Source organism: Enterobacter sp. WCHEn090032 (assembly GCF_003986875.1).
GTDB lineage: Bacteria > Pseudomonadota > Gammaproteobacteria > Enterobacterales > Enterobacteriaceae > Enterobacter > Enterobacter sichuanensis.
Window position 1 is genome coordinate 1 of record NZ_RXRN01000030.1, and the last position, 20,991, is coordinate 20,991.

At 57.2% G+C, this 20,991-nt stretch carries 21 protein-coding genes; 8 read left to right on the forward strand and 13 right to left on the reverse strand.

Annotated features, from left to right (window positions below):
* Positions 1–16: 16 nt before the first annotated feature.
* Positions 17–259: a sulfurtransferase TusA gene (tusA, locus tag EKN83_RS19540; protein ID WP_045286762.1), complete on the reverse strand. Its 243-nt coding sequence runs from the start codon at positions 257–259 to the stop codon at positions 17–19.
* 167 nt (positions 260–426) lie between these two features.
* Here tusA and EKN83_RS19545 point away from each other — a divergent pair, with 167 nt between their 5' ends.
* Positions 427–1,092 carry a 7-cyano-7-deazaguanine/7-aminomethyl-7-deazaguanine transporter gene (locus tag EKN83_RS19545; RefSeq protein ID WP_045286763.1) on the forward strand — a complete coding sequence of 222 codons (666 nt, stop codon included), beginning with the start codon at positions 427–429 and terminating at the stop codon, positions 1,090–1,092.
* Between the two features lie 72 nt (positions 1,093–1,164).
* Positions 1,165–1,722, forward strand: a complete 558-nt coding sequence (locus EKN83_RS19550; RefSeq protein WP_025759642.1) for a DcrB family lipoprotein — start codon at positions 1,165–1,167, stop codon at positions 1,720–1,722.
* 4 nt (positions 1,723–1,726) lie between these two features.
* On the opposite strand, the gene EKN83_RS19555 is transcribed toward EKN83_RS19550, so the two are convergent.
* Positions 1,727–2,944, reverse strand: a complete 1,218-nt coding sequence (locus tag EKN83_RS19555; RefSeq protein WP_088244405.1) for an MFS transporter — start codon at positions 2,942–2,944, stop codon at positions 1,727–1,729.
* A 145-nt stretch (positions 2,945–3,089) separates the two neighbouring features.
* Between EKN83_RS19555 and EKN83_RS19560 the strand changes: the two genes are divergently transcribed.
* Both EKN83_RS19560 and acpT read left to right on the forward strand, forming a co-directional pair.
* A complete protein-coding gene (locus EKN83_RS19560) occupies positions 3,090–4,139 on the forward strand; it encodes an AI-2E family transporter (RefSeq protein WP_045286765.1) in 1,050 nt (349 codons plus the stop codon).
* Positions 4,140–4,243: 104 nt separating this feature from the next.
* Positions 4,244–4,855: a 4'-phosphopantetheinyl transferase AcpT gene (gene acpT / locus EKN83_RS19565; protein ID WP_126801523.1), complete on the forward strand. Its 612-nt coding sequence runs from the start codon at positions 4,244–4,246 to the stop codon at positions 4,853–4,855.
* Here acpT and arnF read toward each other — a convergent pair.
* The 8 genes from arnF to EKN83_RS19605 all read right to left on the reverse strand — a co-directional run bounded on the left by arnF (position 4,797) and on the right by EKN83_RS19605 (position 13,009).
* Entirely contained in the window at positions 4,797–5,192 is a 396-nt protein-coding gene (gene arnF, locus EKN83_RS19570; protein WP_025759638.1) for a 4-amino-4-deoxy-L-arabinose-phosphoundecaprenol flippase subunit ArnF, read from the reverse strand. The two genes, acpT and arnF, sit on opposite strands and share 59 nt — an antisense overlap.
* On the reverse strand, positions 5,189–5,527 hold the full coding sequence (gene arnE, locus EKN83_RS19575) for a 4-amino-4-deoxy-L-arabinose-phosphoundecaprenol flippase subunit ArnE (protein ID WP_025759637.1): 339 nt from the start codon (positions 5,525–5,527) through the stop codon (positions 5,189–5,191). Before arnE ends, arnF begins: the two co-directional genes overlap by 4 nt.
* Complete coding sequence (gene arnT, locus EKN83_RS19580) at positions 5,524–7,179, reverse strand: lipid IV(A) 4-amino-4-deoxy-L-arabinosyltransferase (protein WP_104557187.1); 1,656 nt, start codon at positions 7,177–7,179, stop codon at positions 5,524–5,526. Before arnT ends, arnE begins: the two co-directional genes overlap by 4 nt.
* On the reverse strand, positions 7,176–8,078 hold the full coding sequence (gene arnD, locus EKN83_RS19585) for a 4-deoxy-4-formamido-L-arabinose-phosphoundecaprenol deformylase (RefSeq protein WP_025759635.1): 903 nt from the start codon (positions 8,076–8,078) through the stop codon (positions 7,176–7,178). The genes arnT and arnD overlap by 4 nt, the downstream gene beginning before the upstream one ends.
* Positions 8,075–10,057: a bifunctional UDP-4-amino-4-deoxy-L-arabinose formyltransferase/UDP-glucuronic acid oxidase ArnA gene (gene arnA, locus EKN83_RS19590; RefSeq protein ID WP_025759634.1), complete on the reverse strand. Its 1,983-nt coding sequence runs from the start codon at positions 10,055–10,057 to the stop codon at positions 8,075–8,077. Before arnA ends, arnD begins: the two co-directional genes overlap by 4 nt.
* The gene (gene arnC / locus EKN83_RS19595) at positions 10,054–11,037 is read right to left on the reverse strand and encodes an undecaprenyl-phosphate 4-deoxy-4-formamido-L-arabinose transferase (RefSeq protein WP_025759633.1); all 984 of its coding nucleotides are present in this window, start codon (positions 11,035–11,037) and stop codon (positions 10,054–10,056) included. Before arnC ends, arnA begins: the two co-directional genes overlap by 4 nt.
* 1 nt (position 11,038) lies before the next feature.
* Positions 11,039–12,178 carry a UDP-4-amino-4-deoxy-L-arabinose aminotransferase gene (gene arnB, locus EKN83_RS19600; RefSeq protein WP_045286770.1) on the reverse strand — a complete coding sequence of 380 codons (1,140 nt, stop codon included), beginning with the start codon at positions 12,176–12,178 and terminating at the stop codon, positions 11,039–11,041.
* Between the two features lie 324 nt (positions 12,179–12,502).
* Positions 12,503–13,009, reverse strand: coding sequence for a phenolic acid decarboxylase (locus tag EKN83_RS19605; RefSeq protein WP_047959649.1), 507 nt, complete (start codon positions 13,007–13,009; stop codon positions 12,503–12,505).
* Positions 13,010–13,108: 99 nt separating this feature from the next.
* Between EKN83_RS19605 and EKN83_RS19610 the strand changes: the two genes are divergently transcribed.
* Together EKN83_RS19610 and EKN83_RS19615 are read left to right on the forward strand one after the other, a co-directional pair.
* Positions 13,109–13,990, forward strand: coding sequence for a LysR family transcriptional regulator (locus tag EKN83_RS19610; protein WP_045286772.1), 882 nt, complete (start codon positions 13,109–13,111; stop codon positions 13,988–13,990).
* Positions 13,991–14,023: 33 nt separating this feature from the next.
* Positions 14,024–14,818, forward strand: coding sequence for an SDR family NAD(P)-dependent oxidoreductase (locus EKN83_RS19615; protein WP_025759627.1), 795 nt, complete (start codon positions 14,024–14,026; stop codon positions 14,816–14,818).
* Positions 14,819–14,823: 5 nt separating this feature from the next.
* Here the strand turns inward: EKN83_RS19615 and EKN83_RS19620 are convergent, their stop codons facing one another.
* Positions 14,824–15,351 (reverse strand): NlpC/P60 family protein, encoded by a 528-nt coding sequence (locus EKN83_RS19620; RefSeq protein ID WP_032672654.1) that lies wholly within the window; start codon positions 15,349–15,351, stop codon positions 14,824–14,826.
* 236 nt (positions 15,352–15,587) lie between these two features.
* Between EKN83_RS19620 and EKN83_RS19625 the strand changes: the two genes are divergently transcribed.
* On the forward strand, positions 15,588–16,250 hold the full coding sequence (locus EKN83_RS19625; RefSeq protein ID WP_025759624.1) for an HAD family hydrolase: 663 nt from the start codon (positions 15,588–15,590) through the stop codon (positions 16,248–16,250).
* Between the two features lie 352 nt (positions 16,251–16,602).
* Here the strand turns inward: EKN83_RS19625 and EKN83_RS19630 are convergent, their stop codons facing one another.
* The gene (locus tag EKN83_RS19630; protein WP_025759668.1) at positions 16,603–17,628 is read right to left on the reverse strand and encodes a TerC/Alx family metal homeostasis membrane protein; all 1,026 of its coding nucleotides are present in this window, start codon (positions 17,626–17,628) and stop codon (positions 16,603–16,605) included.
* A 348-nt stretch (positions 17,629–17,976) separates the two neighbouring features.
* A complete protein-coding gene (locus EKN83_RS19640; protein ID WP_126801524.1) occupies positions 17,977–19,170 on the reverse strand; it encodes an NAD(P)/FAD-dependent oxidoreductase in 1,194 nt (397 codons plus the stop codon).
* Positions 19,171–19,398: 228 nt separating this feature from the next.
* On the opposite strand from EKN83_RS19640, the gene pitA reads away from it, so the two are divergent.
* Positions 19,399–20,898, forward strand: coding sequence for an inorganic phosphate transporter PitA (gene pitA / locus EKN83_RS19645; protein WP_025760141.1), 1,500 nt, complete (start codon positions 19,399–19,401; stop codon positions 20,896–20,898).
* Positions 20,899–20,991 lie beyond the last annotated feature (93 nt).

Genomic DNA, 20,991 nt, shown 5'->3' on the forward strand with positions numbered 1-20,991 from the left:
GCAGAGGGCAGCCCACTTAACCCTTACGAATCAAATACCGATACGGCAGCGCGTCGGTCTGCTGTGCCACCAGCTCATGCTCCATAAAGGTACAAAACCCGGGGATATCGCGGGTCGTTGCCGGATCGTCGGCGATGATCAGCAGCGTTTCCCCGGTCTGCATGTTGCGCACGGTTTTACGTACCATCATTACCGGTTCCGGGCAGCGAAGGCCCTGGGCGTCAAGGGTGTGGTCTGGGCTGGAAAACAGGTCGGTCATGATCTTCTCGGTCAGGTAAAAACGGCTGTAGTTTACGCCCCGTGGCAGTCAATGCAAACCAGGTTAACGATTGCGTAAAAACTAACCATTGCAATGTCCTGCCAAAGCAGTATCATTCTGCGGTTTTTATTGGGTTCCCTCACCCCAACGTATAAAAAGGTCACAATATGACGCAGTTTTCTGAATCACAGCGCGTAAAAGCGTTGTTCTGGCTTTCGCTTTTCCATTTGCTGGTGATCACCTCCAGCAACTATCTGGTGCAGCTCCCGATCGCCATTTTTGGTTTTCACACCACCTGGGGCGCGTTCAGTTTTCCGTTTATTTTCCTCGCCACGGATTTAACCGTACGTATCTTTGGCGCACCGCTGGCCCGACGCATTATTTTTGCCGTCATGCTTCCGGCGCTGTTCATCTCGTACGTGATTTCCTCCCTGTTCTATATGGGAAGCTGGCAGGGCTTTGAGGCGTTGACCCACTTCAACCTGTTTGTCGCCCGTATCGCCACCGCAAGCTTTATGGCTTATGCGCTGGGGCAGATCCTCGACGTGCATGTGTTTAATCGCCTGCGTCAGAATCATCGCTGGTGGATGGCCCCCACCGCCTCGACGCTGTTCGGCAACGTCAGCGATACGCTGGCGTTCTTCTTCATCGCCTTCTGGCACAGTCCGGATGCGTTTATGGCCGAACACTGGATGGAGATCGCCCTGGTGGACTACTGCTTCAAGGTGCTCATCAGCATTGTCTTCTTCCTGCCCATGTACGGCGTCCTGTTGAATATGCTGCTGAAAAGGCTGGCAGATAAATCTGAAATCACAGCATTACAGGCTGGTTAAAGGTTCGCTTTATCAGTTGTGATAAGATGAGCGAATGAGCCGTTATGGCCGTTTATCGAAAGGAAGAAGTCAATGCGCAATCTGGTTAAATATGTCGGGATTGGCCTGCTGGTTGTGGGTCTTGCAGCCTGTGATAACAGCGACACGAAAACGCCTGCTCAGGGTGCATCCGCTGAGAGCAACGCAACCGGTCAGCCGGTGAATCTGATGGATGGCAAACTCAGTTTCTCTCTGCCAGCCGATATGACTGACCAGAGCGGCAAGCTGGGTACGCAAGCGAACAATATGCACGTTTACTCCGACGCAACCGGTCAGAAAGCGGTCATTGTGATTGTGGGCGACGACACCAGCGAAGACCTGGCCGTCCTGTCCAAACGCCTGGAAGATCAGCAGCGCAGCCGCGATCCGCAGCTGCAGGTGGTCACCAACAAGTCCATCGAACTGAAAGGCCACACGCTGCAACAGCTGGACAGCATCATCTCTGCAAAAGGCCAGACCGCATACTCTTCTGTTGTGCTGGGCAAGGTCGATAACAAACTGCTGACCCTGCAGATCACCCTGCCAGCGGAAGATCAGCAGAAAGCGCAAACGGCTGCGGAAAACATCATTAACACCATCGTGATCCAGTAACGCTTCACGATGATGACGTGGCCTCCGGTGCCTGCACCGGGGGCCATTTTTTTAGCCGCCATGTCAGCATCAAGGCAATCACCACCAGACCCGCCGCGGCCAGATAGATAACCGGTACGCCTGCCCAGGCCATCACCAGACCCGCCAGCGGGCCGGTAATGCCTAATGACATATCCATAAATACCGTATAGGTCGCCAGCGCCGCCCCCTGATTCTGCGGCGGCACGGCTTTAACTGCCACCACACCCAGTGCCGGGAAGACCAGTGAAAAGCCCGCCCCCGCAAGGAAGACGCCCACTTTCGCGACCCATGGTGCCATGGCTATGCCGGTCAACAGCAGGCCAACCATCTCCACCGCAAAGCAGATCATCGCCACGTTCAGCCCGCCCAGACGGTTGATACCGTTAGGGAAAAGTAACCGCGCGCCCACAAACGCACAGCTGAACAGGGTTAACGCAAAGGCGGCGCCGTCCCAGCCTTTGGCATCGTAAAACAGGGTAATGAAGGTGGCGATGACCCCGAAGCCGGTGGTCGCCAGCGCCAGTGCCATCCCGTATGGCCAGACCCGCCCGAGCACCGCCCGGAACGGCAGTGGTTTACCTTTGCTGGCTTTGACTTTCGGGCGCGGCAGGGCAAAGAGGATCGCCACCAGCGCGACCAGCATGATGGTGCCCGCCAGCCCGTAGAGACCGCCATACGCATAACACATCACCCCAAGCGGGGCGCCCAGCGCCATTGCGCCGTAGGTGACAATGCCGTTCCACGAGATCACCCGTCCAATGTGCGGCGCACCGACCACCCCCACGCCCCACAGCGTTGACCCGGTTCCCGCCAGGCTTTGCCCAATGCCGAGGATGACGCGGCCCAGGCAAAGCAACACCAGACTGACCAGCGGCCAGTGGCTGGTTGTGGCAGCCAGCAGGTAGCTCAGCCCACTCAGGAAACAGCCGCACAACCCGACAACCACGATGCTTTTTGGACCGAACAGGTCCGCGTAGCGCCCGGCATGCGGGCGGCTCAGGAGCGTGGCGAAATACTGCAGGCTAATCACCAGCCCCGCCCAGAATGCGCTGAAGCCCATAACGTCATGGACATAGCCCGGCAAGACCGCCAGCGGCAGGCCGATGGTCAAATAGCTGGCAAAGTTGAAAATCACGACGGACACGATGCGCAGATTGAGGCGCAGTCCGCTCAGCGCCGGTTCAGCGGCAGGTTCGGGCATGGGGTTTTACCTGGAATTTTGCAACAGTGTTTCACTATTACCACGACGCCAACAGAAAATCAGCAGCGACTTTTCAGATTAACGGTGCCAGACGAGGCGGATGCCGCGCACTACACTTAACGGGCAACCACATAAAGGAACACGCATGACCCCTAATCCGTCCGACAAAGCTGGACTCCATATCTTATTAAAACTCGCCTGTCTGGTGGTTATCCTTGCGGGTATCCATGCCGCCGCCGACATTATTGTCCAGCTCCTGCTGGCGCTCTTTTTTGCCATCGTGCTTAACCCGCTGGTGACCTGGTTTTTACGCCGGGGCGTCAGCCGCCCGGTGGCCATTACCATCGTGGTTATCGTGATGCTGATTGCCCTGACGGCGCTTTTCGGCGTGCTGGCGGCCTCCCTGAGCGAGTTCTCCACGATGCTGCCGCAGTACAACAAAGAGCTAACGCGGAAGATCGTGGCGCTGCAGGAGATGGTCCCCTTTCTGAATCTGCATATCTCACCCGAACGGATGCTGCGCAGGATGGATTCAGAGAAAGTCATGACCTACGCCACCACGTTGATGACGGGCCTCTCCGGGGCGATGGCCAGCATTCTGCTGCTGGTCATGACGGTGGTGTTTATGCTGTTCGAAGTGCGCCACGTCCCCTATAAGCTGCGTTTTGCGCTGAATAATCCCCAGATCCACATTGCCGGCTTACACCGGGCGCTAAAGGGCGTCTCCAAATATCTGGCGCTGAAAACACTGCTGAGCGTATGGACCGGGATCATTGTCTGGCTGGGGCTGATGCTGATGGACGTGCAGTTCGCGCTGATGTGGGGCGTGCTGGCCTTTCTGCTGAACTACGTGCCCAATATTGGCGCGGTGCTCTCTGCCGTACCGCCGATGATTCAGGCGTTTCTGTTTAATGGCTTCTATGAGTGCATGCTGGTGGGGGCGCTGTTCCTCGTGGTGCACATGGTTCTGGGGAATATTCTTGAGCCGCGCATGATGGGCCACCGGCTGGGAATGTCGACGCTGGTGGTGTTCTTATCTTTACTGATTTGGGGATGGCTGCTGGGTCCGGTCGGGATGCTGCTGTCAGTCCCGCTCACCAGCGTGTGTAAGATCTGGATGGAGACCACCAAAGGCGGCAGCAAGCTGGCCATTCTGCTTGGGCCGGGACGACCGAAAAGCCGGTTGCCCGGGTAAGCGCTCTCGTCTGGTTAGCCATTCCTGGGGTCAATGGATTATAGTAATGGTTTCGCCGCGCAACTTTGCGGCTCTCTCTGTTTTGACTGAAGGCCAGACGTTATATGTACCAGGTTTTTCTGGGAAAGATCTCTTCGCTGAGCACCGATCGCTGGGCTGAAGCACTCTGTGAACACGCGCCCGAAGGCGCCCGGCGCGCGCGCTGGCTGGCGGGTCGCGGGCTGCTTTCGCGTCTGCTGGCTCCGAAGCCGCTCCCGGAGATTATCCACAACGAACAGGGGAAGCCCCTTTTTGCGGACGACTACCCGCTGTGGTTCAGCTTTAGCCACTCTCAGGACGATATTGCGTTAATTATCAGCGATGAAGGCAGTGTGGGATGTTCGCTGGAACATATTCGCCCGCAGGACAACTGGCGCACGCTCGCCAATGCCCTCTTCAGTAACGCCGAGCACGATGAACTGGAAAAGGAGACGCCAGCGAGCCAGCTTACGGCATTCTGGCGCATCTGGACGCGAAAAGAAGCGATTGTTAAACAGCGCGGCGGTCACGCCTGGCAAATGGTCAGCATTGACAGTGCCGCCAGCGCGTTCCACTCGGTGAGCCACTGCCGGATAGACTCGCTCAGTCTCGCGGTCTGCACCGCAACGCCCTTTGAGCTCAGGGCCGGTTTGATCCACGATGCGTTGGCCGAAATATCACCAGCACGCCCAGTATAATCAACCCGACACCCACCAGCCCACGCCAGGAAAAATGTTCGTCCCAGCCGGGCAACAGGATCGCCGCGCCCCACACCAGGATATAGCTGAGGCTCAGCAAGGCATACGCTTTGCTGAGCGACATACGGTGCAGCGCCAGATACCAGCAGCCCATAGAGGCGACATACCCCGTTAACCCCAGCAGCAGCGCACCGGTACCGGACGAGAAATGCCAGAGGGCCTGGAGAAATGCGAACGCCTCGCCTACAGAGGGTAGCGCCTGCATGGCGCTTCGCAGGAGCAGCTGCGCGGCGCTGACTAACAGCACGCTGCATAACGCCCACAACGCCCCTTTCACAGGCTCCCTCCCAGGATAATAATCCCCATGATGATGAACCCCACCCCCAGCCAGTGGTGTGACGCGACGTGCTCACGCCAGACGACCTTCGCCGCCAGCGTCACCCAGACAAAATTGAGGCTCAGCATCGGGTAGGCAATGCCGACGGGCAGGCGTTGCAGCACCACCAGCCAGACCAGCATCCCGCAGCCCAGCATCAGCATTGCCAGACCAAGCCACAGCGCGATATGCGCCCCGCGCCGCCCGGCTTTCGCCGGACGGGTGGCTTGCTTCTGACACAATTGCCCCGCACAGCTGAGCACGCTTGCCAGTATCAGCCAGATCCAGATCATCATTTCGGCAGATACTGCAGGTAGGCCAGACGGCCCTGGATATAGAGGCTGTCAGGCTCGGGCAGATTCGCCCGGGCAAGGTCATCGCGTTTTGACAGCAGGATAACCAGCGATACGCGTCCCTGCTGACGATGCGCCGCCAGCCACTGCGCGAAGTCATCTTTGCCGACAAAACGATCGTTAACATCGGGATAATCCAGCCCATAGCGCAGCTCGCCACTCTGACCAAACAGGGTGATGTCATTACGCTTCAGCTCCCACGCCAGGCCGGCGGCCACGCCAACATTGTTGGCCAGCACAAACCGGCTGTTCTGCAGCGGCTCGCGCACGGTATCGACCAGCGACTGCGGCTGTTTGGAATCCACCACCAGGTTAGGAATGGCAAAACCAATCAGCAACGCCAGTCCCGCAGGACACAAGGCAGCCAGCCACCAGCGCTGCGGGCTCTGTCGGAAGGTAAACCAGCCTACCGCAGCCCAGATGAGGAACGCCACCACCGCACAGAAGACTTTATACAGCTCAACGGATGTCCAGACAGGATGCTTAGCCAGCCCCCACGGCGAGACCACCAGCGCCGCAGCCACGCCGATGACGCCAAACGCCAGGTTAATCCCGCCGTTAATGCGCAGCGCTCTGGCACCTTTTTCCGCCGCGAGGCAGGCATAGCGCGCCATCAGGATCGCCAGCGGGGCAAAACAGGGCAGGATGTAGGTCGGCAGCTTGCCTTTGGCAATGCTGAAGAACAGCAGCGGCATCACCACCCAACCCAGCAGATAGAACCCGCCGCCCGCGTTTTGTCTGTCATGCCAGCCGAAACGAAACGCGCCGGGCAGTAGCGCCAGCCACGGCAGGCTGCCCGCAATCAGGAACGGCAGGTAATACCAGAACGGCGCTTTGTGCTGCGCGTCGCTCTGAGCAAAACGCTGAATATGCTCCACCCAGAAGAAGTAACGCCAGAAATCAGGCTCACGCTGCGCAATGGCCAGCGCCCACGGCAGAACAATCAGCACGCAGCTCAGGATCGCGAGCCAGCCAAATATCAGCACCTCTTTCCAGCGCTTCTGCGCTATCACCCACGGCAGCACGCCAATCACCGGTACCGCCAGCGCCAGGAAGCCTTTGGTCATCACCCCCATCCCGCACGCCAGCCCAAGCAGCACATAGCCACCGGCTTTTCCGGCCACGGTTTGGGCCTGTGAGGCCAGCCAGAAGCTGCACATCGCCGCCACCAGCCACAGGGTGATAATGGGATCCAGAACCGCATACGTACCAATGCCATAGACAAGGAACAGGGTCAGGAAAATAAGGCCGGAGAAAAGGGCTGTTCGCTTATCCCGCCAGAGACGCCAGGCCATCCAGATAACCAGCAGCGCCGTCAGTCCAGTGGAGAAGATCGCCCCGGCGCGCACGGCAAGGTTCGAGTGCCCGAACAATACTTGCCCGAGACTGTTGATCCAGTAGCCAGCAATCGGTTTTTCAAAGTAACGCAGCCCCAGAAAATGGGGGACCACCCAGTCACCGGAGGCCAGCATTTCGCGGCTGATTTCCGCATAGCGCGTTTCATCAGGCTGCCACAGCAGGCGGATATCGACCGGGATCAGGTAGTAAACGATAAACAGTGCGAGAAGCGCTAAGCCATAACGGGCTGTTTTCATGGGACCGAACTCACGGTTTGTTGAAAGCCAAGCCAGCCTTCCCGGCCAGCCAGTTCATTACGGACCACTTTGCCCACGGGCAGGGTGCTGAGATCGTCAGGCAGCAACTCGCTTAACGGGCAGAAGGTGATCCCCTCCTGCGCGGCCAGGGTCAGCAGCGCATCGAAATCCTGCTGGAAGGCAATCCCTTCCACTTCGGCATGGATGGTATACACCGGCGTACCGGCGTCGCGATGGATGCAGTCCAGAATATAGCGGTTGAACCCGTCGGCGGTCACCTCGCGCCCCACCACTTCATCCCAGGTGGGAAGCGTGACGGGAATTTGCACCGTACCGTAGCGATTTTCGCCCAACAGTGGCAAAAAGGGTCCGGTTCCGCGGCAGTCGCTGTTGTAGCGAAACGCGAAGGGCTCTTTGGCTTTCACCACACGCTGATCCGCGCGCCAGCCTGCCACAGCGGAGCAGCGCACCGGCTGACCGGTAATCGCCTCCAGCTCCAGCATCCCGCGCTCGACTTCGCGGGTCAGGCGCGGGATGTCCCAGACGCCCGCCCAGGCTTGCCAGGCATGGTGATCCCAGGCGTGCAGGCCCACCTCATGATGCAGCGCCGCCTCCCGGATCACCGCTTCATTACCCGCGCCGATGCGCCTGCCGGGCCAGGCGGTGCCGGCCAGCAAAATATCCCAGCCGTAGAGGGATGCGGCGCGCGAGCGCACCATTTTGAACAGAAATGCCGGTTTAACCAGACGCCATAAATGGCGTCCCATGTTGTCAGGCCCCACGCTGAAGAAAATGCTGGAACGCACACCGTGCCTGCCCAGCAGTTCCAGCAGTTTGGGTACGCCGTCACGCGTCCCCCTGAAGGTGTCGACATCAATGCGTAAACCGACTTTTTTCATGAGGCCTGTTCCGAGAGCTCCACGGTGCGCAGGAAGAAATCGAGCGTTTCATCAATGGTCTGCTCCATCTTCACCGTCGGCGTCCAGTTCAGGCAGCGCTTCGCATTGCGAATGCTGGGCTTACGGTGCTCGACATCCTGGTAGCCTTTGCCATAGTAGCTGCTGCTTTCCACTTCGCGGAAACCGGCAAACGGCGGGAATTTATCGCGCAGCGGATGGCGCTCAAAGCTGGCCAGCAGCATTTCGGCCAGCTCGCGAATGCTCGCTTCGTTATCCGGGTTGCCGATGTTGATGATTTCACCATTGCAGCGGTTATCTTTGTTTTCGATGATGCGGAACAGGGCTTCGATCCCGTCGCTGATATCCGTAAAGCAGCGTTTCTGTTTACCGCCTTCGATAAGCTTAATAGGTGAGCCTTCCACCAGGTTCAGGATCAGCTGGGTGATCGCGCGGGAGCTACCGATACGCGCCGCGTTCAGGTTATCCAGACGGGGTCCCATCCAGTTAAACGGACGGAACAGGGTAAAGCGCAGCCCTTCTTTCTCGCCGTAGGCCCAAATCACGCGGTCCAGCAGCTGTTTAGAGACAGAGTAAATCCAGCGCTGTTTGTTGATCGGCCCGACCACCAGGTTAGAGGTGTCTTCATCGAAGTTCTTATCGGTGCACATGCCGTACACTTCAGAAGTGGACGGGAAGATGATGCGCTTGTCGTATTTCACGCAGTCGCGGATGATCTTCAGGTTCTCTTCGAAATCCAGCTCGAACACGCGCAGCGGGTTACGGGTGTACTCGATTGGCGTGGCAATGGCGACCAGCGGCAGGACCACGTCACATTTTTTAATGTGGTACTCGATCCACTCAGAGTGGATGCTGATGTCCCCTTCCACAAAGTGGAAACGCGGGTTATTGAGGAACCGGCTGATGGCATCCGCGCCAATATCCAGGCCATAAATTTCATAGTTATCATCTTTGAGCAGGCGTTCGGTCAGGTGGTTACCGATAAAGCCGTTCACGCCGAGGATCAGCACGCGGGTGCGGCGTTTGAGAGCCACCACCGGTGCGCTGGTGATCAGCGCCCCGGCCACCAGCCCCAGAGACTGCGCGAGCTGGGTGCCCTGCACGTACAGGCCGTTGTCGGTTTGCCCGGTGACGATCTCCAGCGCCTGCTCACCGCAGCTCACAATCAGCGGGGAGACGGAGACGACGGTGCCCGGTCTGGCGGCCGGAATGTCGTCACGCACGCGAGATTTCCAGACGATAAACTTGCTGACGCCCGCAAAGCTGTATGCGCCCGGCCACGGGTCGGTCACGGCGCGCACCAGGTTGTGCAGCTGGCGGGCCGGCTTGCTCCAGTCCAGACGGCCATCTTCCGGCGTACGGCGGCCAAAGCAGCTTGCCTTGCTCTCATCCTGCGCGGTCTCGCTGAAGGTGCCGTTCAGGATGGTTGGCAGCACATCGCGCAGCAGCGTCTGCGCCGTCGCATTCAGTTTGTGATGCAGCTGCAGCGCGGTGTCGTCAGCGTCGATAGCGACTTTCTGCTGTGCCACGATGGCGCCCGCATCCGCACGGCGCACCATGCGGTGCAGCGTCACGCCGGTTTCCGTCTCACCGTTCACCAGCACCCAGTTCAGCGGGGCGCGGCCACGGTAGGCAGGCAGCAGAGAGCCGTGAAGATTAAAGGCCCCTTTTGCGGCCAGGCCTAAGATCTCATCGCAGAGCAGATTGCGATAGTAGAACGAGAAGATCATATCCGGGGCGAGCGCGCGGATGCGCTCCACCCACAGCGGGTGGTTAACGTCGTCCGGCGCATAAACCGGGATCCCATGCTCGGCGGCGATACGCGCCACAGAGCCGAAAAAGGTATTCTCTCCGGCGGTGTCCGGATGGGTAAAAATTGCAGCAATATCATAGCCCGCGTCCAGCAGGGCCTGCGTGCCCGTGCACCCCATATCGTGATAGGCAAAGACAACAGCTTTCATGGGTGGTTTTCCTCTTGAGATGCTTTGTGTTCCTGACGGACAACACGTTGGATAAAGTAGCGCGGACGCGCGCGAACATCGTTATAGATACGGCCAATGTACTCACCGAGCAGCCCCATCCCGACAAACTGGGCGCCGATGAACATAAACAGCACGGCAAAGAGCATGAAGACCCCTTCCGCCGCCCACTGCGGACCAAAGACCAGGCGCAGGACAACCAGCAGAACGGACAGCGCAAATCCGGCGACGGCGATAATGCTGCCGAAAACGCTCAGCAGGCGCAGCGGTGTGGTGGTCAGGCAGGTGATGAGGTCGTACATCAGGTTGATGAGACGCATAAAGCTGTACTTCGACTCCCCGTGCTCGCGCTCGGCGTGCAGAACCGGGATCTCCGTCGCCTTACGGGCAAAGGTGTTGGCGAGGATCGGAATAAAGGTGCTGCGTTCATGGCAGTGCAGCATGGCGTCGACGATATGGCGGCGGTAAGCGCGCAGCATACAGCCGTAATCGCCCATCGCTTTACCGGTGGTGCGCTGGATAAGACGGTTAATGGTGCGTGAAGCCAGCTTGCGGAACAGGCTATCCTGACGGTTTTGCCGTACCGTGCCGACCACATCAAAGCCTTCATCGGCTTTGGCCACCAGACGCGGGATCTCTTCCGGCGGATTTTGCAGGTCCGCATCCAGGGTGATGACCAGATCGCCCGTAACGTGGCTAAACCCTGCCATAATCGCCGAGTGCTGGCCGTAGTTACGGTTGAGCAACACCGCAACAATATGGCTGCCTTCAGCCTGCGCGGCTTCGGTCATCATCAGCGCGGAATTGTCGCTACTGCCGTCATCTACCAGCAGAATTTCGTAGGCTTTGCCCATCGTGTCGCAGGCAGCCGTGGTGCGGCGAATCAGTTCAGGCAGGCTCTCCTGCTCGTTATAAACCGGGATAACCACGGAAACTTTTTGTACGGGCGGTGCACTGAACATATCAATGTCCTGCAAGCTGATGGAGCGCGGTAATGACGCGGGTTGTGTCGTCATGAGTCATGTCCGGGAAAAGTGGGAGAGAACAAATACGCGCGCTATTCCATTCAGAATTCGGGAGCGATACATCAGGAAAACGCTCGCGGTAGTATTTTTGCGTGTGTGCCGCGCGGAAATGGAGGCCGGTGCCGATGCCCTTCTCTTTCAGCGCGGTCATCAGGCTGTCGCGGGAGATCCCGCAGCGCGCTTCATCCACGCGAATAATAAACAGGTGCCAGGCGTGAACGTGCGGCCATGACGGGATAGTCAGCGGCTGGAACGGCGTATCGGCGAGCTCGCGCAGGTAACGTTCAGCGATCGCCTGGCGGCGTTGGTTGGCCTCTTTCAGTTTGCCTAACTGCACCAGGGCCAGCGCGGCGTTGATGTCCGCCAGGTTGTATTTGTAGCCCGGCGCGATCACTTCCGCCTGCGGCGCGCGACCGTGCGTCTGGCGATCATAGGCATCTACGCCCAGGCCATGGAATTTCAGACTGCGGATCCGCGCCGCAAGCCCGGCATTATCCGTAACGACTAAGCCGCCTTCTGCACAGGTCATATTTTTAATGGCGTGAAAGGAGAAAATCGCCGTTCCTTTCCAGCCGACGTGACGGTTTTTGTAGTACGTTCCGGCGGCATGGGCCGCGTCTTCAATCACCGGAATACCGTGACGTTCGCCGATGGCGTGAATAGCGTCGATATCACAGGGCGCGCCGGCATAATGCACGGGAATAATGGCTTTAGTACGCGGGGTAATAGCCGCTTCAACGGCGTCGGGCGTCACCATCAACGTCTCTTTATCCACGTCAATCATCACCGGCGTGGCGCCCAGCAAAACGATCATATTCAGCGTGGAGACCCAGGTCTGGGAGGGGGTAATGACTTCATCACCCGGGCCAATATCCAGCGCCATCAGCGTAACGTGCATTCCCGCAGTGGCTGAACAGACCGCAATCGCGTGCTGATTGCCGGTAAGCTGGCAAAATGCCTCTTCCAGCGCCTGATTTTTCGGCCCGGTCGTGATCCAGCCGGAGGCTAATACCTCCTGCAACGCCGCTAATTCCTCATTGCCCATAGACGGGCGGGAAAAAGGCAAAAAATCACTCATCATTAAATTCCTTGCAATAAGAATGGCATGCTTTTGATATTAACCATTTGCCAGTTCGTTTATTTCAACGAACCATAAACTCATATCAAGGTAGCGCTCATTTCTTAGGGAAAAATTAAGATGAGTATTTAAACCGAAATAAACAACATGAAAATCAGTTTATAATCAACAGATTGCACTTTTATGAATTATTTATTTTGTGATCGTATTCAACCTTTTCAAAATGTAACGTTTAAACCAAACCTCAACAAACAAAAAAATCCCCGGTTTTTCCAAAATAATAGGGAATAACCGGGAACTTTTCTTTTTAGTTAATTGTCGCGCTTATTTTAAGTTATCTGGAAAGTTTTCTGGTAACTCGCTGGCCGCACACGCAATAACGCTGTCATCGTTAGCACCGCAGTCGCGCACAAAGGTAATAGTGGCAAATTCATCAATCACTTCCGTTGGATACGCAGGGCCAGCATCGCGATAGCTGTTCATCAGCGGAATGTGATCGTTCTGGAAGCAGACGGTTTTTTCCGGGTTGTTCATGACCCAGCGCGGGAAGAAGATAGTGCCATGGAACAGTTTATCGCCCAGGTTCACGATCAGGCTGACGTCGGTGCCGGTTGGCTCGGTCCATGAGATTTTGCAGATGCTCTCACCCACGCGAGCGATATAGACCCGTTGATCTTTTACCCAACGATTCCCTACCAGACCGCTGTGAATACGGTAGTCGATGGTCGTGTCATTTTTGATATAAATCTCGTAGTTCCAGCCATTATCGTAGGTATAAACCAGATGTTTGCCGACGAAGCCGCTTAAATCATGTTTGTCGAAGGTGTTCATAAGATGTCTCCTTTGTTTTGATGAGACGATCGTACCCCTTCAAAAAATGAATAAATAACGCTATGTTTGAATCAAATTCATCCAAATTTTAGATTGATTATGCACAAGACGACCCTTGAGCAATGGTCTTTACTGGCGAAAGTGGTTGAGGCGGGCAGTTTTGCCAGAGCCGCAGAAGAGACTCACCGCAGCCAGTCTTCCGTCAGCTATAACCTGTCGCTTTTGCAGGAACGGCTGGGAGTGGCGCTTCTGGTTCAGGAAGGCCGCCGGGCGGTGTTGACCCCCGCCGGGGAACTGCTTCTCAGCCAGGTCAAACCGCTATTAAAAGCCTTCGCGTATGTTGAAACCCGCGCGGCAACCCTGCGCAACGGCATGCGCACGCGGCTGGATCTGGTGGTGGATAATATCTTCCCCCGCCGTCGTCTGTTCGCCATCCTGCGTCAGTTCCAGCAACAGTACCCGCAAACGCAGGTGCGCCTCACCGAAGTGCTGGAAAACACCCGCGCCGAGGCGATTAACGATGAAGCCGATGTGATGGTGCTCACCCGTCGCCAGGATATTACCGGGCTGGGCGAATGGCTGATGAACATCGACTTTGTTGCCGTGGCACATCACCAGCACCCCCTCTTTACGCTCGACGCACCGCTTAGCGATGAGATGCTCCGCCCGTGGCCGCTCATCCAGATTGCGGATAACCAGTCTTCGGCACGCACGGCCGGAGGCTCCTGGACCTTCTCCACCATTGACGCCGCCATTGAAGCGGTGATGTCGCAGGTGGGTTACGGCTGGCTGCCGGAGGAGCGCATACAGGCTCAGCTCGAGCAAGGGGTGCTGAAGCTGCTGCCGCTCAGTCACGGCGTGCGCCGGGCCACGCCGCTGCACCTGATCGTTAAGCGCTCCCTCGCCCCGCTTGATGAGCAGGTCGAGACGCTGTTGCGCCTTTTTAGCCAGGAGCCGTCATCATCACCTGCTACGCTTTAAGGTCCGAACGTTAAAACGATAAGGAGCCTGATGATGAAGATCGACCTGACGGGAAAAGTGGCGCTGGTGACCGCCTCAACGGGCGGAATTGGTTTCGCCATTGCCAGAGGGCTGGCTGAAAGCGGCGCGGAAGTGATCGTCAATGGGCGCAGCACCGACTCGGTGAACAAGGGTATTCAACAGCTACAGCAGGTGGTGCCTGGCGTGCAGGTTCGTGCCGCGATCGCCGATCTCGGTTCACATGAAGGGGTGGAGTCGCTGCTGAAGGTGGCGAGCAATGTTGACATTCTGGTCAATAACGCCGGGATTTACGGCCCGCAGGATTTCTATGCTACCGACGATGACACCTGGGAGCGTTACTGGCAGACCAACGTGATGTCCGGCGTGCGTCTCTCCCGCGCTCTGCTTCCCGGTATGGTGCAGAAAGGCTGGGGACGGGTGGTGTTTATCTCCTCCGAGTCGGCCTGCAATATTCCGGCGGACATGATCCACTACGGTGTGACCAAAACGGCGCAACTCTCGCTGGCGCGCGGACTGGCGAAGTTCGTGGCGGGCAGCGGTGTGACGGTCAACAGCGTCTTGCCGGGCCCGACGATGTCGGACGGTTTCGCGGAGATGATGAAAGACGAGATCGAGAAAACCGGAAAATCGCTGGAGCAGCTGGCAAAAGAGTTTGTGATGGCCAACCGCCCCAGCTCGGTGATCCAGCGCGCAGCCACGGTTGAAGAGGTCGCCAACATGGTGATTTATGTCTGTTCGCCTCAGGCCTCCGCCACCTCGGGCGCGGCGTTGCGCGTCGACGGTGGCGTCGTGGATGACATTATCTGAGCCGGTCAGGCCGCACTGCCTGCAACCCGGCGGGCAGTAATATAGTGCGCTTGCCAGTAGCTATCGTTCAGGGTGGACACCGTCACGCCCTGGCTGCTTGAGGCATGAATAAACTGGCTGTCGCCAATGTATACGCCGACGTGCTTACGGTTCGGGCCGGTCTGGAAGAACACCAGATCCCCGACCTGAAGGCGGTATTGCGCCACCTGCACGCCGCGATGGATCTGCTCACCTGTCGTGCGCGGCAGGTCGAGATGTACGGCATCGCTGAACAGATGCTGCATCAGCGCGGAGCAATCCACCCCGCGATGCGTGGTGCCGCCCCACTGATACTGCGTGCCTTTCCACTTCTGGTATTGATCGAGAATACGTGAGCGCAGCGGACCCGTTTCCGGGTGAAGCAGCGCCGATTTCGCAGGCGCTGCCGCAAGCTCGTTGTTCATCGATAGCATTGATGCCGGCAGTTGAAAACTGAAGGCGGAAAACGAGGCAAAACTTAACGAGAGTATTGAAATAAGCGATCTTAAGGTCATATCAGAGAGCGTATGTGAGTGAATTTTTCCTTACCTGCGGAGGCCAAGGGTCCCCCTAAAAATCGTGATGTGGCGATAATATAGGCAGCTCACTTTTTCACCAACGCTTATCGAGACCAAAATTGGACTCACTTTCAGTTCGCAAGATCGAGAAAAAAATGGTGGTGATCTAAGGACTCCCAGGGTAAAGCAGGTAAACTGATCCGAAGAATGTGTATTTCAGCTAAGACGTATTTATGACCAATATGATTGCCGACGAGACGGTGGCGAAATCCAGCGTGCTCTCTGTCTTTGACTTTGACGGGACATTAACGCACCACGACAGCTTTATCCCTTTCCTGCGGTTTGCCTTCGGGAAACGTTACTTCGCAGGCCGCCTGGTGCGTATGGCGCTGCCCACGCTCCACTGCGTGCGCCGTAAGCTGACGCGCGATGAGCTAAAAGAAGTGCTGATTAAAACGTTCCTGACGGGCGTGGATGAACACTGGTTACGCCAGCAGGCGGAAGCGTTTTGCGAAAAATACTGGGACAAGCTGATGCGCCCCGAAGGGGTTCTGGCGGTTGCGGCTGAGGTAAATTCCGGTGCGGAGGTGACCATCTGTTCCGCGTCGCCGGCGCTGGTGCTCCAGCCCTGGGCCGACAAACTGGGCATTAAGCTGATTGGTACCCAGCTGGAAGTGAAAGACGGTAAGCTGACGGGGCGCATTACCGGCCATAACTGCCGCTGCGCTCAGAAAGTGGCCAGGCTGGAAAAAGTGTACGGCGATTTGAACGCCTATCACCTGCGAGCCTGGGGAGACACCCGCGGCGACCACGAACTGCTGGCAGCCGCGCAGGATCCGCACTGGCGGCATTTCCATCCCCCGCGCAAGCGCCGGAATTCACCGATCAAGGGTTAGGTGCGCTCTGGTGCCCTCACCCGGCCCTCTCCCACAGGGCTGGGGAATCCTCAGTAATTTTTTATCTGAAGCGATGGACGTTGCTTCAGTAAAATTAATGACTTACAGCGATACCCTGGTCCGGCTGTAAATCGCCGAAGCGTTTCCGTAAGGCCAGGGCGGTGGCGATTGAGCCGCCCTGGCACGTTCACTGGTCATGCTGTTACAGAGTAGCAAGGAACATAATGTGAACGGAATGACCACCACAGCCGTATGTTCCCCCTCACCCCAGCCCTCTCCCTCAAGGGAGAGGGGGTCGTCGGAGCAGACATTATTTTCCTCACCCCACAGGGAGAGGGAGAAAAGCGAGGTATCAGGCCTCGCGTTTTCCAGGGAACATCACGCTCGCAATAATCCCCAGCGCCAGCACGCCGAGCACGACAAACAGGCTTGCCGTGGCGCCAATGTTGTAACCGTGATGCCAGAAGTGATCGGTGGCATTTAATCCCAGCTTGAACGCCACGAAGAACAGCAGCAGCACGACGGCTTTTTCGAGGTGCACCAGATACTGCTTCAGCGCTTCCAGCACGAAGTAGAGCGTACGCAGGCCGAGAATGGCGAACATCATGGCGCTGTAAATAATCAGCGGTTCGCGGCTCACGGCAATAATGGCCGGCACGGAGTCAAAGGCGAACATCACATCAGAGAGTTCGACAACCGCCACGCAAAGCAGCAGCGGCGTCGCATAGCGCTTCGCCTTCTTAACGCGGCCCACCATCACGTCCTGGTTTTCCGGTTTTTCAAGCTCCGCATCCACCTCTTTCTGGGTCAGAATAAAGGCATTGCTGCTGATTTTCGGCCAGACAGGATAGAAGCGTTTCACCAGGCGATACGCGAGATGCCCGGAGTAATCCTCCACCTCGTCGCTCTCTTCATTGCGCTTGAGCATCATCACTGCCGTCCAGCCGACGACCAGCGCGAAAATCACCTCCACGTACGGCCCCAGGCTCAGCAGGCTGGTGCCGATCGCCACGAAAATACCGCGGAAGATAATCGCCCCCAGCACGCCCCAGTAAAGGACGCGGTGACGATACTTATCCGGCACGCCGAACCAGGCGAAGATCGCCATCATCACAAACAGGTTATCGACAGAGAGCACCTCTTCCAGCGCGTAACCGGTAAGGAACAGGCTCGCCATTTCGGCACCATGGTGAACATACAGGAACCCGGCGAACGCCATCGCCATCATGACCCAGAAGAGGGACCACATGGCGGCACTTTTCAGCGAGATCGGTTTATCGTGACGGTGCATAAAGAGGTCGATAAACATCGCCCCAACGGCCATCACCACAAAGACAACAACGGTTTCCGTCGGGAAACCGAGATGAGCAGCAGACATACAAAACCCTTTTGGCAGACAAAACACAACACCATGCAAACTGGCGTAAACCAGGAACAGAAAGGCGTGGGCTGTTACTCAGCCTCTTCACCCTCAAAGCCGTAGCCCTGTCGGCTACGCAAGAAGGGGGTACTTTACCTTACCAGGCGGGGCGTGCGCATCTGTCGTTTAGGCGGCCATGCCACGCAAACGCTGCAGCACCGCCACCAGCACCGCCACAGACCAGCCGACCATCAGGGCGCCGATTGCTCTGACCAAAAGGAATATGGCCCCGCGAACGCAGCGGGGCACCTGGTCGAAGCTTAGTTGAAAGAACGGGAAAGTTGGTGCAATAATTGCGTTGCGTGATTATTTCTCTGCCAGCGCCTGCGCGCAGGCCCAGGCACTGGCCCATGCCCACTGGAAGTTATACCCGCCGAGCCAGCCGGTCACATCCATCACTTCACCAATAAAATAGAGCCCCGGCACGTTGCGCGCTTCCATGGTGCGGGAAGAGAGTTCATGCGTATCCACGCCACCCAGCGTCACTTCCGCCGTGCGGTAGCCTTCGGTGCCGTTTGGCTGCACGCGCCAGTTCGTCAGGGTCTCGACCAGCGTCTCCTGCTCGCGGCTGTTAAGCTGGCGGAGCGACACATCCGGGATCTGGCCTAAAACCTGTAAACACTCCACCAGACGTTTCGGCAGCTGCATGGCCAGGGTATTTTTCAGGCTCTGATTCGGGTGCGCGGCACGCTGCGCGTTGAGGAACGCGTCCAGATCGCAATCGGGAAGCAGGTTAACCGTGACAAACTCCCCCGGCTGCCAGTAGCTGGAGATTTGCAATACCGCCGGGCCGGAGAGGCCGCGATGGGTAAAGAGCAGATTTTCGCGGAACACCGTCCCGTCTTCAGCGGTAATAACGGACGGAACGGAGACCCCGGAGAGCGTCTGGAGCTGTTCCAGCAGCGGTTTATGCAGCGTAAACGGCACCAGACCGGCGCGGGTCGGCAGCACCTTCAGGCCAAACTGCTCGGCAATTTTGTAGCCGAACGGCGAGGCACCCAGCCCCGGCATCGACAGACCGCCGCTGGCAATCACCAGGTTATCGGCACTGACGGTGTCACCGTTGAGCTGAAGCGTATAGCCCTGTTCGTCACGCGTGACCGCCAGCACCTCCGTGCGCAGGCGCATGACCACGCCGCCCTTTTCGCACTCGGCCACCAGCATATCGACAATCTGTTGCGCGGAGTCGTCGCAGAACAGCTGGCCCAGCGTTTTCTCATGCCAGGCGATGCCGTGCTTACCCACCATATCGATAAAGTCCCACTGGGTATAACGCGCCAGCGCAGATTTACAAAAATGCCGGTTCTGGCTCAGATACGCCGCAGGTTCAACATAGAGGTTGGTAAAGTTGCAGCGCCCGCCGCCGGACATCAGGATTTTACGGCCTGGCTTTTTACCGTTATCCAGCAGCAGCACGCGACGACCCGCCTGTCCGGCCATCGCCGCACAAAACATACCCGCCGCACCGGCGCCAATTACCACGGCATCAAACCTTTCCACGTCAAAATCCTCATTATTCACTGCCGCGGATTGTAAAGTTTCCTCTGTGGTCACACCAGCGTAAAAAGATATTACAAAGCCATTCCATTGAAATTTAAAGAATATCCTTTCGGGCGCTTTTCCCATTTCAGGTGGTATGTCAAAAAAAGTCTATATTTCACTTTGCCCGTTGCGCATTTGTCCTGGATAATGCGCCGCGTTCATGTCCTCAAAATGGCGTAACGTCCTATGCTACATTTGTTTGCCGGCCTGGATTTACATACCGGGCTTTTACTTTTGCTTGCTCTGGTTTTTGTACTGTTTTACGAAGCGATCAACGGCTTCCACGACACTGCAAACGCAGTAGCAACGGTTATCTACACTCGCGCAATGCGATCGCAGCTTGCGGTTGTTATGGCGGCGGTATTTAACTTTTTTGGTGTCCTCCTGGGCGGACTGAGCGTTGCGTATGCCATTGTGCATATGCTGCCAACGGATCTGCTGCTTAACGTTAGTTCTGGCCATGGCCTCGCTATGGTGTTCTCAATGCTGCTTGCTGCAATTATCTGGAACCTCGGTACCTGGTATTTCGGCCTGCCTGCATCCAGTTCTCACACTCTCATCGGCGCGATTATCGGTATCGGGTTAACCAATGCCCTGATGACCGGTACATCGGTTGTTGATGCGCTGAACCTTCCAAAAGTACTCGGGATTTTCGGCTCTCTGATCATCTCCCCTATCGTGGGTCTGGTGGTTGCGGGTGGATTGATCTTCATCCTGCGTCGCTACTGGAGCAACACGAAGAAACGTGCGCGTATCCACCTGACGCCAGCAGAGCGTGAGAAGAAAGACGGCAAGAAAAAGCCGCCATTCTGGACGCGTATCGCCCTGATCATTTCCGCTATCGGCGTGGCCTTCTCTCATGGCGCGAACGACGGGCAGAAAGGCATTGGTCTGGTGATGCTGGTGCTGATTGGCGTTGCGCCGGCAGGCTTCGTGGTCAACATGAACGCCTCCGGTTACGAAATCACGCGTACCCGTGATGCGGTCAACAACGTTGAAACCTATTTCCAGCAGCATCCTGACCTGCTGAAAAAGGCGACCGGCGTTGACCAGTTAATCCCTTCCCCGGAAGCGGGCGCCACCACGGCACCAGGCGAGTTCCACTGCCATCCGGCAAACGCGATTAACGCGCTGGAACGTGCGAAAGGCATGCTGGGCAACATCGAAAGCTACGACAAACTGGCCGTTGAACAGCGTGGTCAGCTGCGTCGCATCATGCTCTGCATCTCTGACGTGACCGATAAAGTCGCGAAGCTGCCGGAGGTGAACGGTGACGACAAACGTCTGCTGAAGAAACTGAAAAGCGACATGCTCAACACCATTGAGTACGCGCCAATCTGGATCATCATGGCCGTCGCGCTGGCACTGGGTATCGGCACAATGATTGGCTGGCGTCGTGTGGCGACCACCATCGGCGAGAAGATCGGTAAGAAAGGCATGACCTATGCGCAGGGAATGTCCGCGCAGATGACGGCGGCGGTGTCTATCGGTCTGGCAAGCTATACCGGTATGCCAGTCTCCACGACCCACGTCCTCTCCTCGTCCGTGGCAGGTACCATGATTGTTGACGGTGGCGGTCTGCAGCGCAAAACCGTGACCAACATTCTGATGGCCTGGGTGTTCACCCTTCCGGCATCTATCCTGCTCTCTGGCGGGTTGTACTGGATTTCGCTGAAGCTGATTTAATCGGCTGAGGGCGACAAAAAAGCGGGTCAGGAAACTGACCCGCTTTTTTTATGGCTGATGTTTTACTCAACCCATTGCTGCTATCAGGACAAT

Bases quoted from the DNA above. Each gene is read 5' to 3' on its own strand.
- EKN83_RS19620 (WP_032672654.1), bottom strand. From the start codon at position 15,351: ATGACCTTAAGATCGCTTATTTCAATACTCTCGTTAAGTTTTGCCTCG.
- arnD (WP_025759635.1), bottom strand. From the start codon at position 8,078: ATGAAAAAAGTCGGTTTACGCATTGATGTCGACACCTTCAGGGGGACG.
- EKN83_RS19560 (WP_045286765.1), top strand. From the start codon at position 3,090: ATGACCCCTAATCCGTCCGACAAAGCTGGACTCCATATCTTATTAAAA.
- EKN83_RS19610 (WP_045286772.1), top strand. From the start codon at position 13,109: ATGCACAAGACGACCCTTGAGCAATGGTCTTTACTGGCGAAAGTGGTT.
- EKN83_RS19625 (WP_025759624.1), top strand. From the start codon at position 15,588: ATGACCAATATGATTGCCGACGAGACGGTGGCGAAATCCAGCGTGCTC.
- arnE (WP_025759637.1), bottom strand. From the start codon at position 5,527: ATGATGATCTGGATCTGGCTGATACTGGCAAGCGTGCTCAGCTGTGCG.
- tusA (WP_045286762.1), bottom strand. From the start codon at position 259: ATGACCGACCTGTTTTCCAGCCCAGACCACACCCTTGACGCCCAGGGC.
- EKN83_RS19550 (WP_025759642.1), top strand. From the start codon at position 1,165: ATGCGCAATCTGGTTAAATATGTCGGGATTGGCCTGCTGGTTGTGGGT.
- EKN83_RS19605 (WP_047959649.1), bottom strand. From the start codon at position 13,009: ATGAACACCTTCGACAAACATGATTTAAGCGGCTTCGTCGGCAAACAT.
- acpT (WP_126801523.1), top strand. From the start codon at position 4,244: ATGTACCAGGTTTTTCTGGGAAAGATCTCTTCGCTGAGCACCGATCGC.
- pitA (WP_025760141.1), top strand. From the start codon at position 19,399: ATGCTACATTTGTTTGCCGGCCTGGATTTACATACCGGGCTTTTACTT.
- arnC (WP_025759633.1), bottom strand. From the start codon at position 11,037: ATGTTCAGTGCACCGCCCGTACAAAAAGTTTCCGTGGTTATCCCGGTT.
- arnB (WP_045286770.1), bottom strand. From the start codon at position 12,178: ATGAGTGATTTTTTGCCTTTTTCCCGCCCGTCTATGGGCAATGAGGAA.
- EKN83_RS19630 (WP_025759668.1), bottom strand. From the start codon at position 17,628: ATGTCTGCTGCTCATCTCGGTTTCCCGACGGAAACCGTTGTTGTCTTT.
- arnA (WP_025759634.1), bottom strand. From the start codon at position 10,057: ATGAAAGCTGTTGTCTTTGCCTATCACGATATGGGGTGCACGGGCACG.
- EKN83_RS19545 (WP_045286763.1), top strand. From the start codon at position 427: ATGACGCAGTTTTCTGAATCACAGCGCGTAAAAGCGTTGTTCTGGCTT.
- arnT (WP_104557187.1), bottom strand. From the start codon at position 7,179: ATGAAAACAGCCCGTTATGGCTTAGCGCTTCTCGCACTGTTTATCGTT.
- EKN83_RS19555 (WP_088244405.1), bottom strand. From the start codon at position 2,944: ATGCCCGAACCTGCCGCTGAACCGGCGCTGAGCGGACTGCGCCTCAAT.
- EKN83_RS19615 (WP_025759627.1), top strand. From the start codon at position 14,024: ATGAAGATCGACCTGACGGGAAAAGTGGCGCTGGTGACCGCCTCAACG.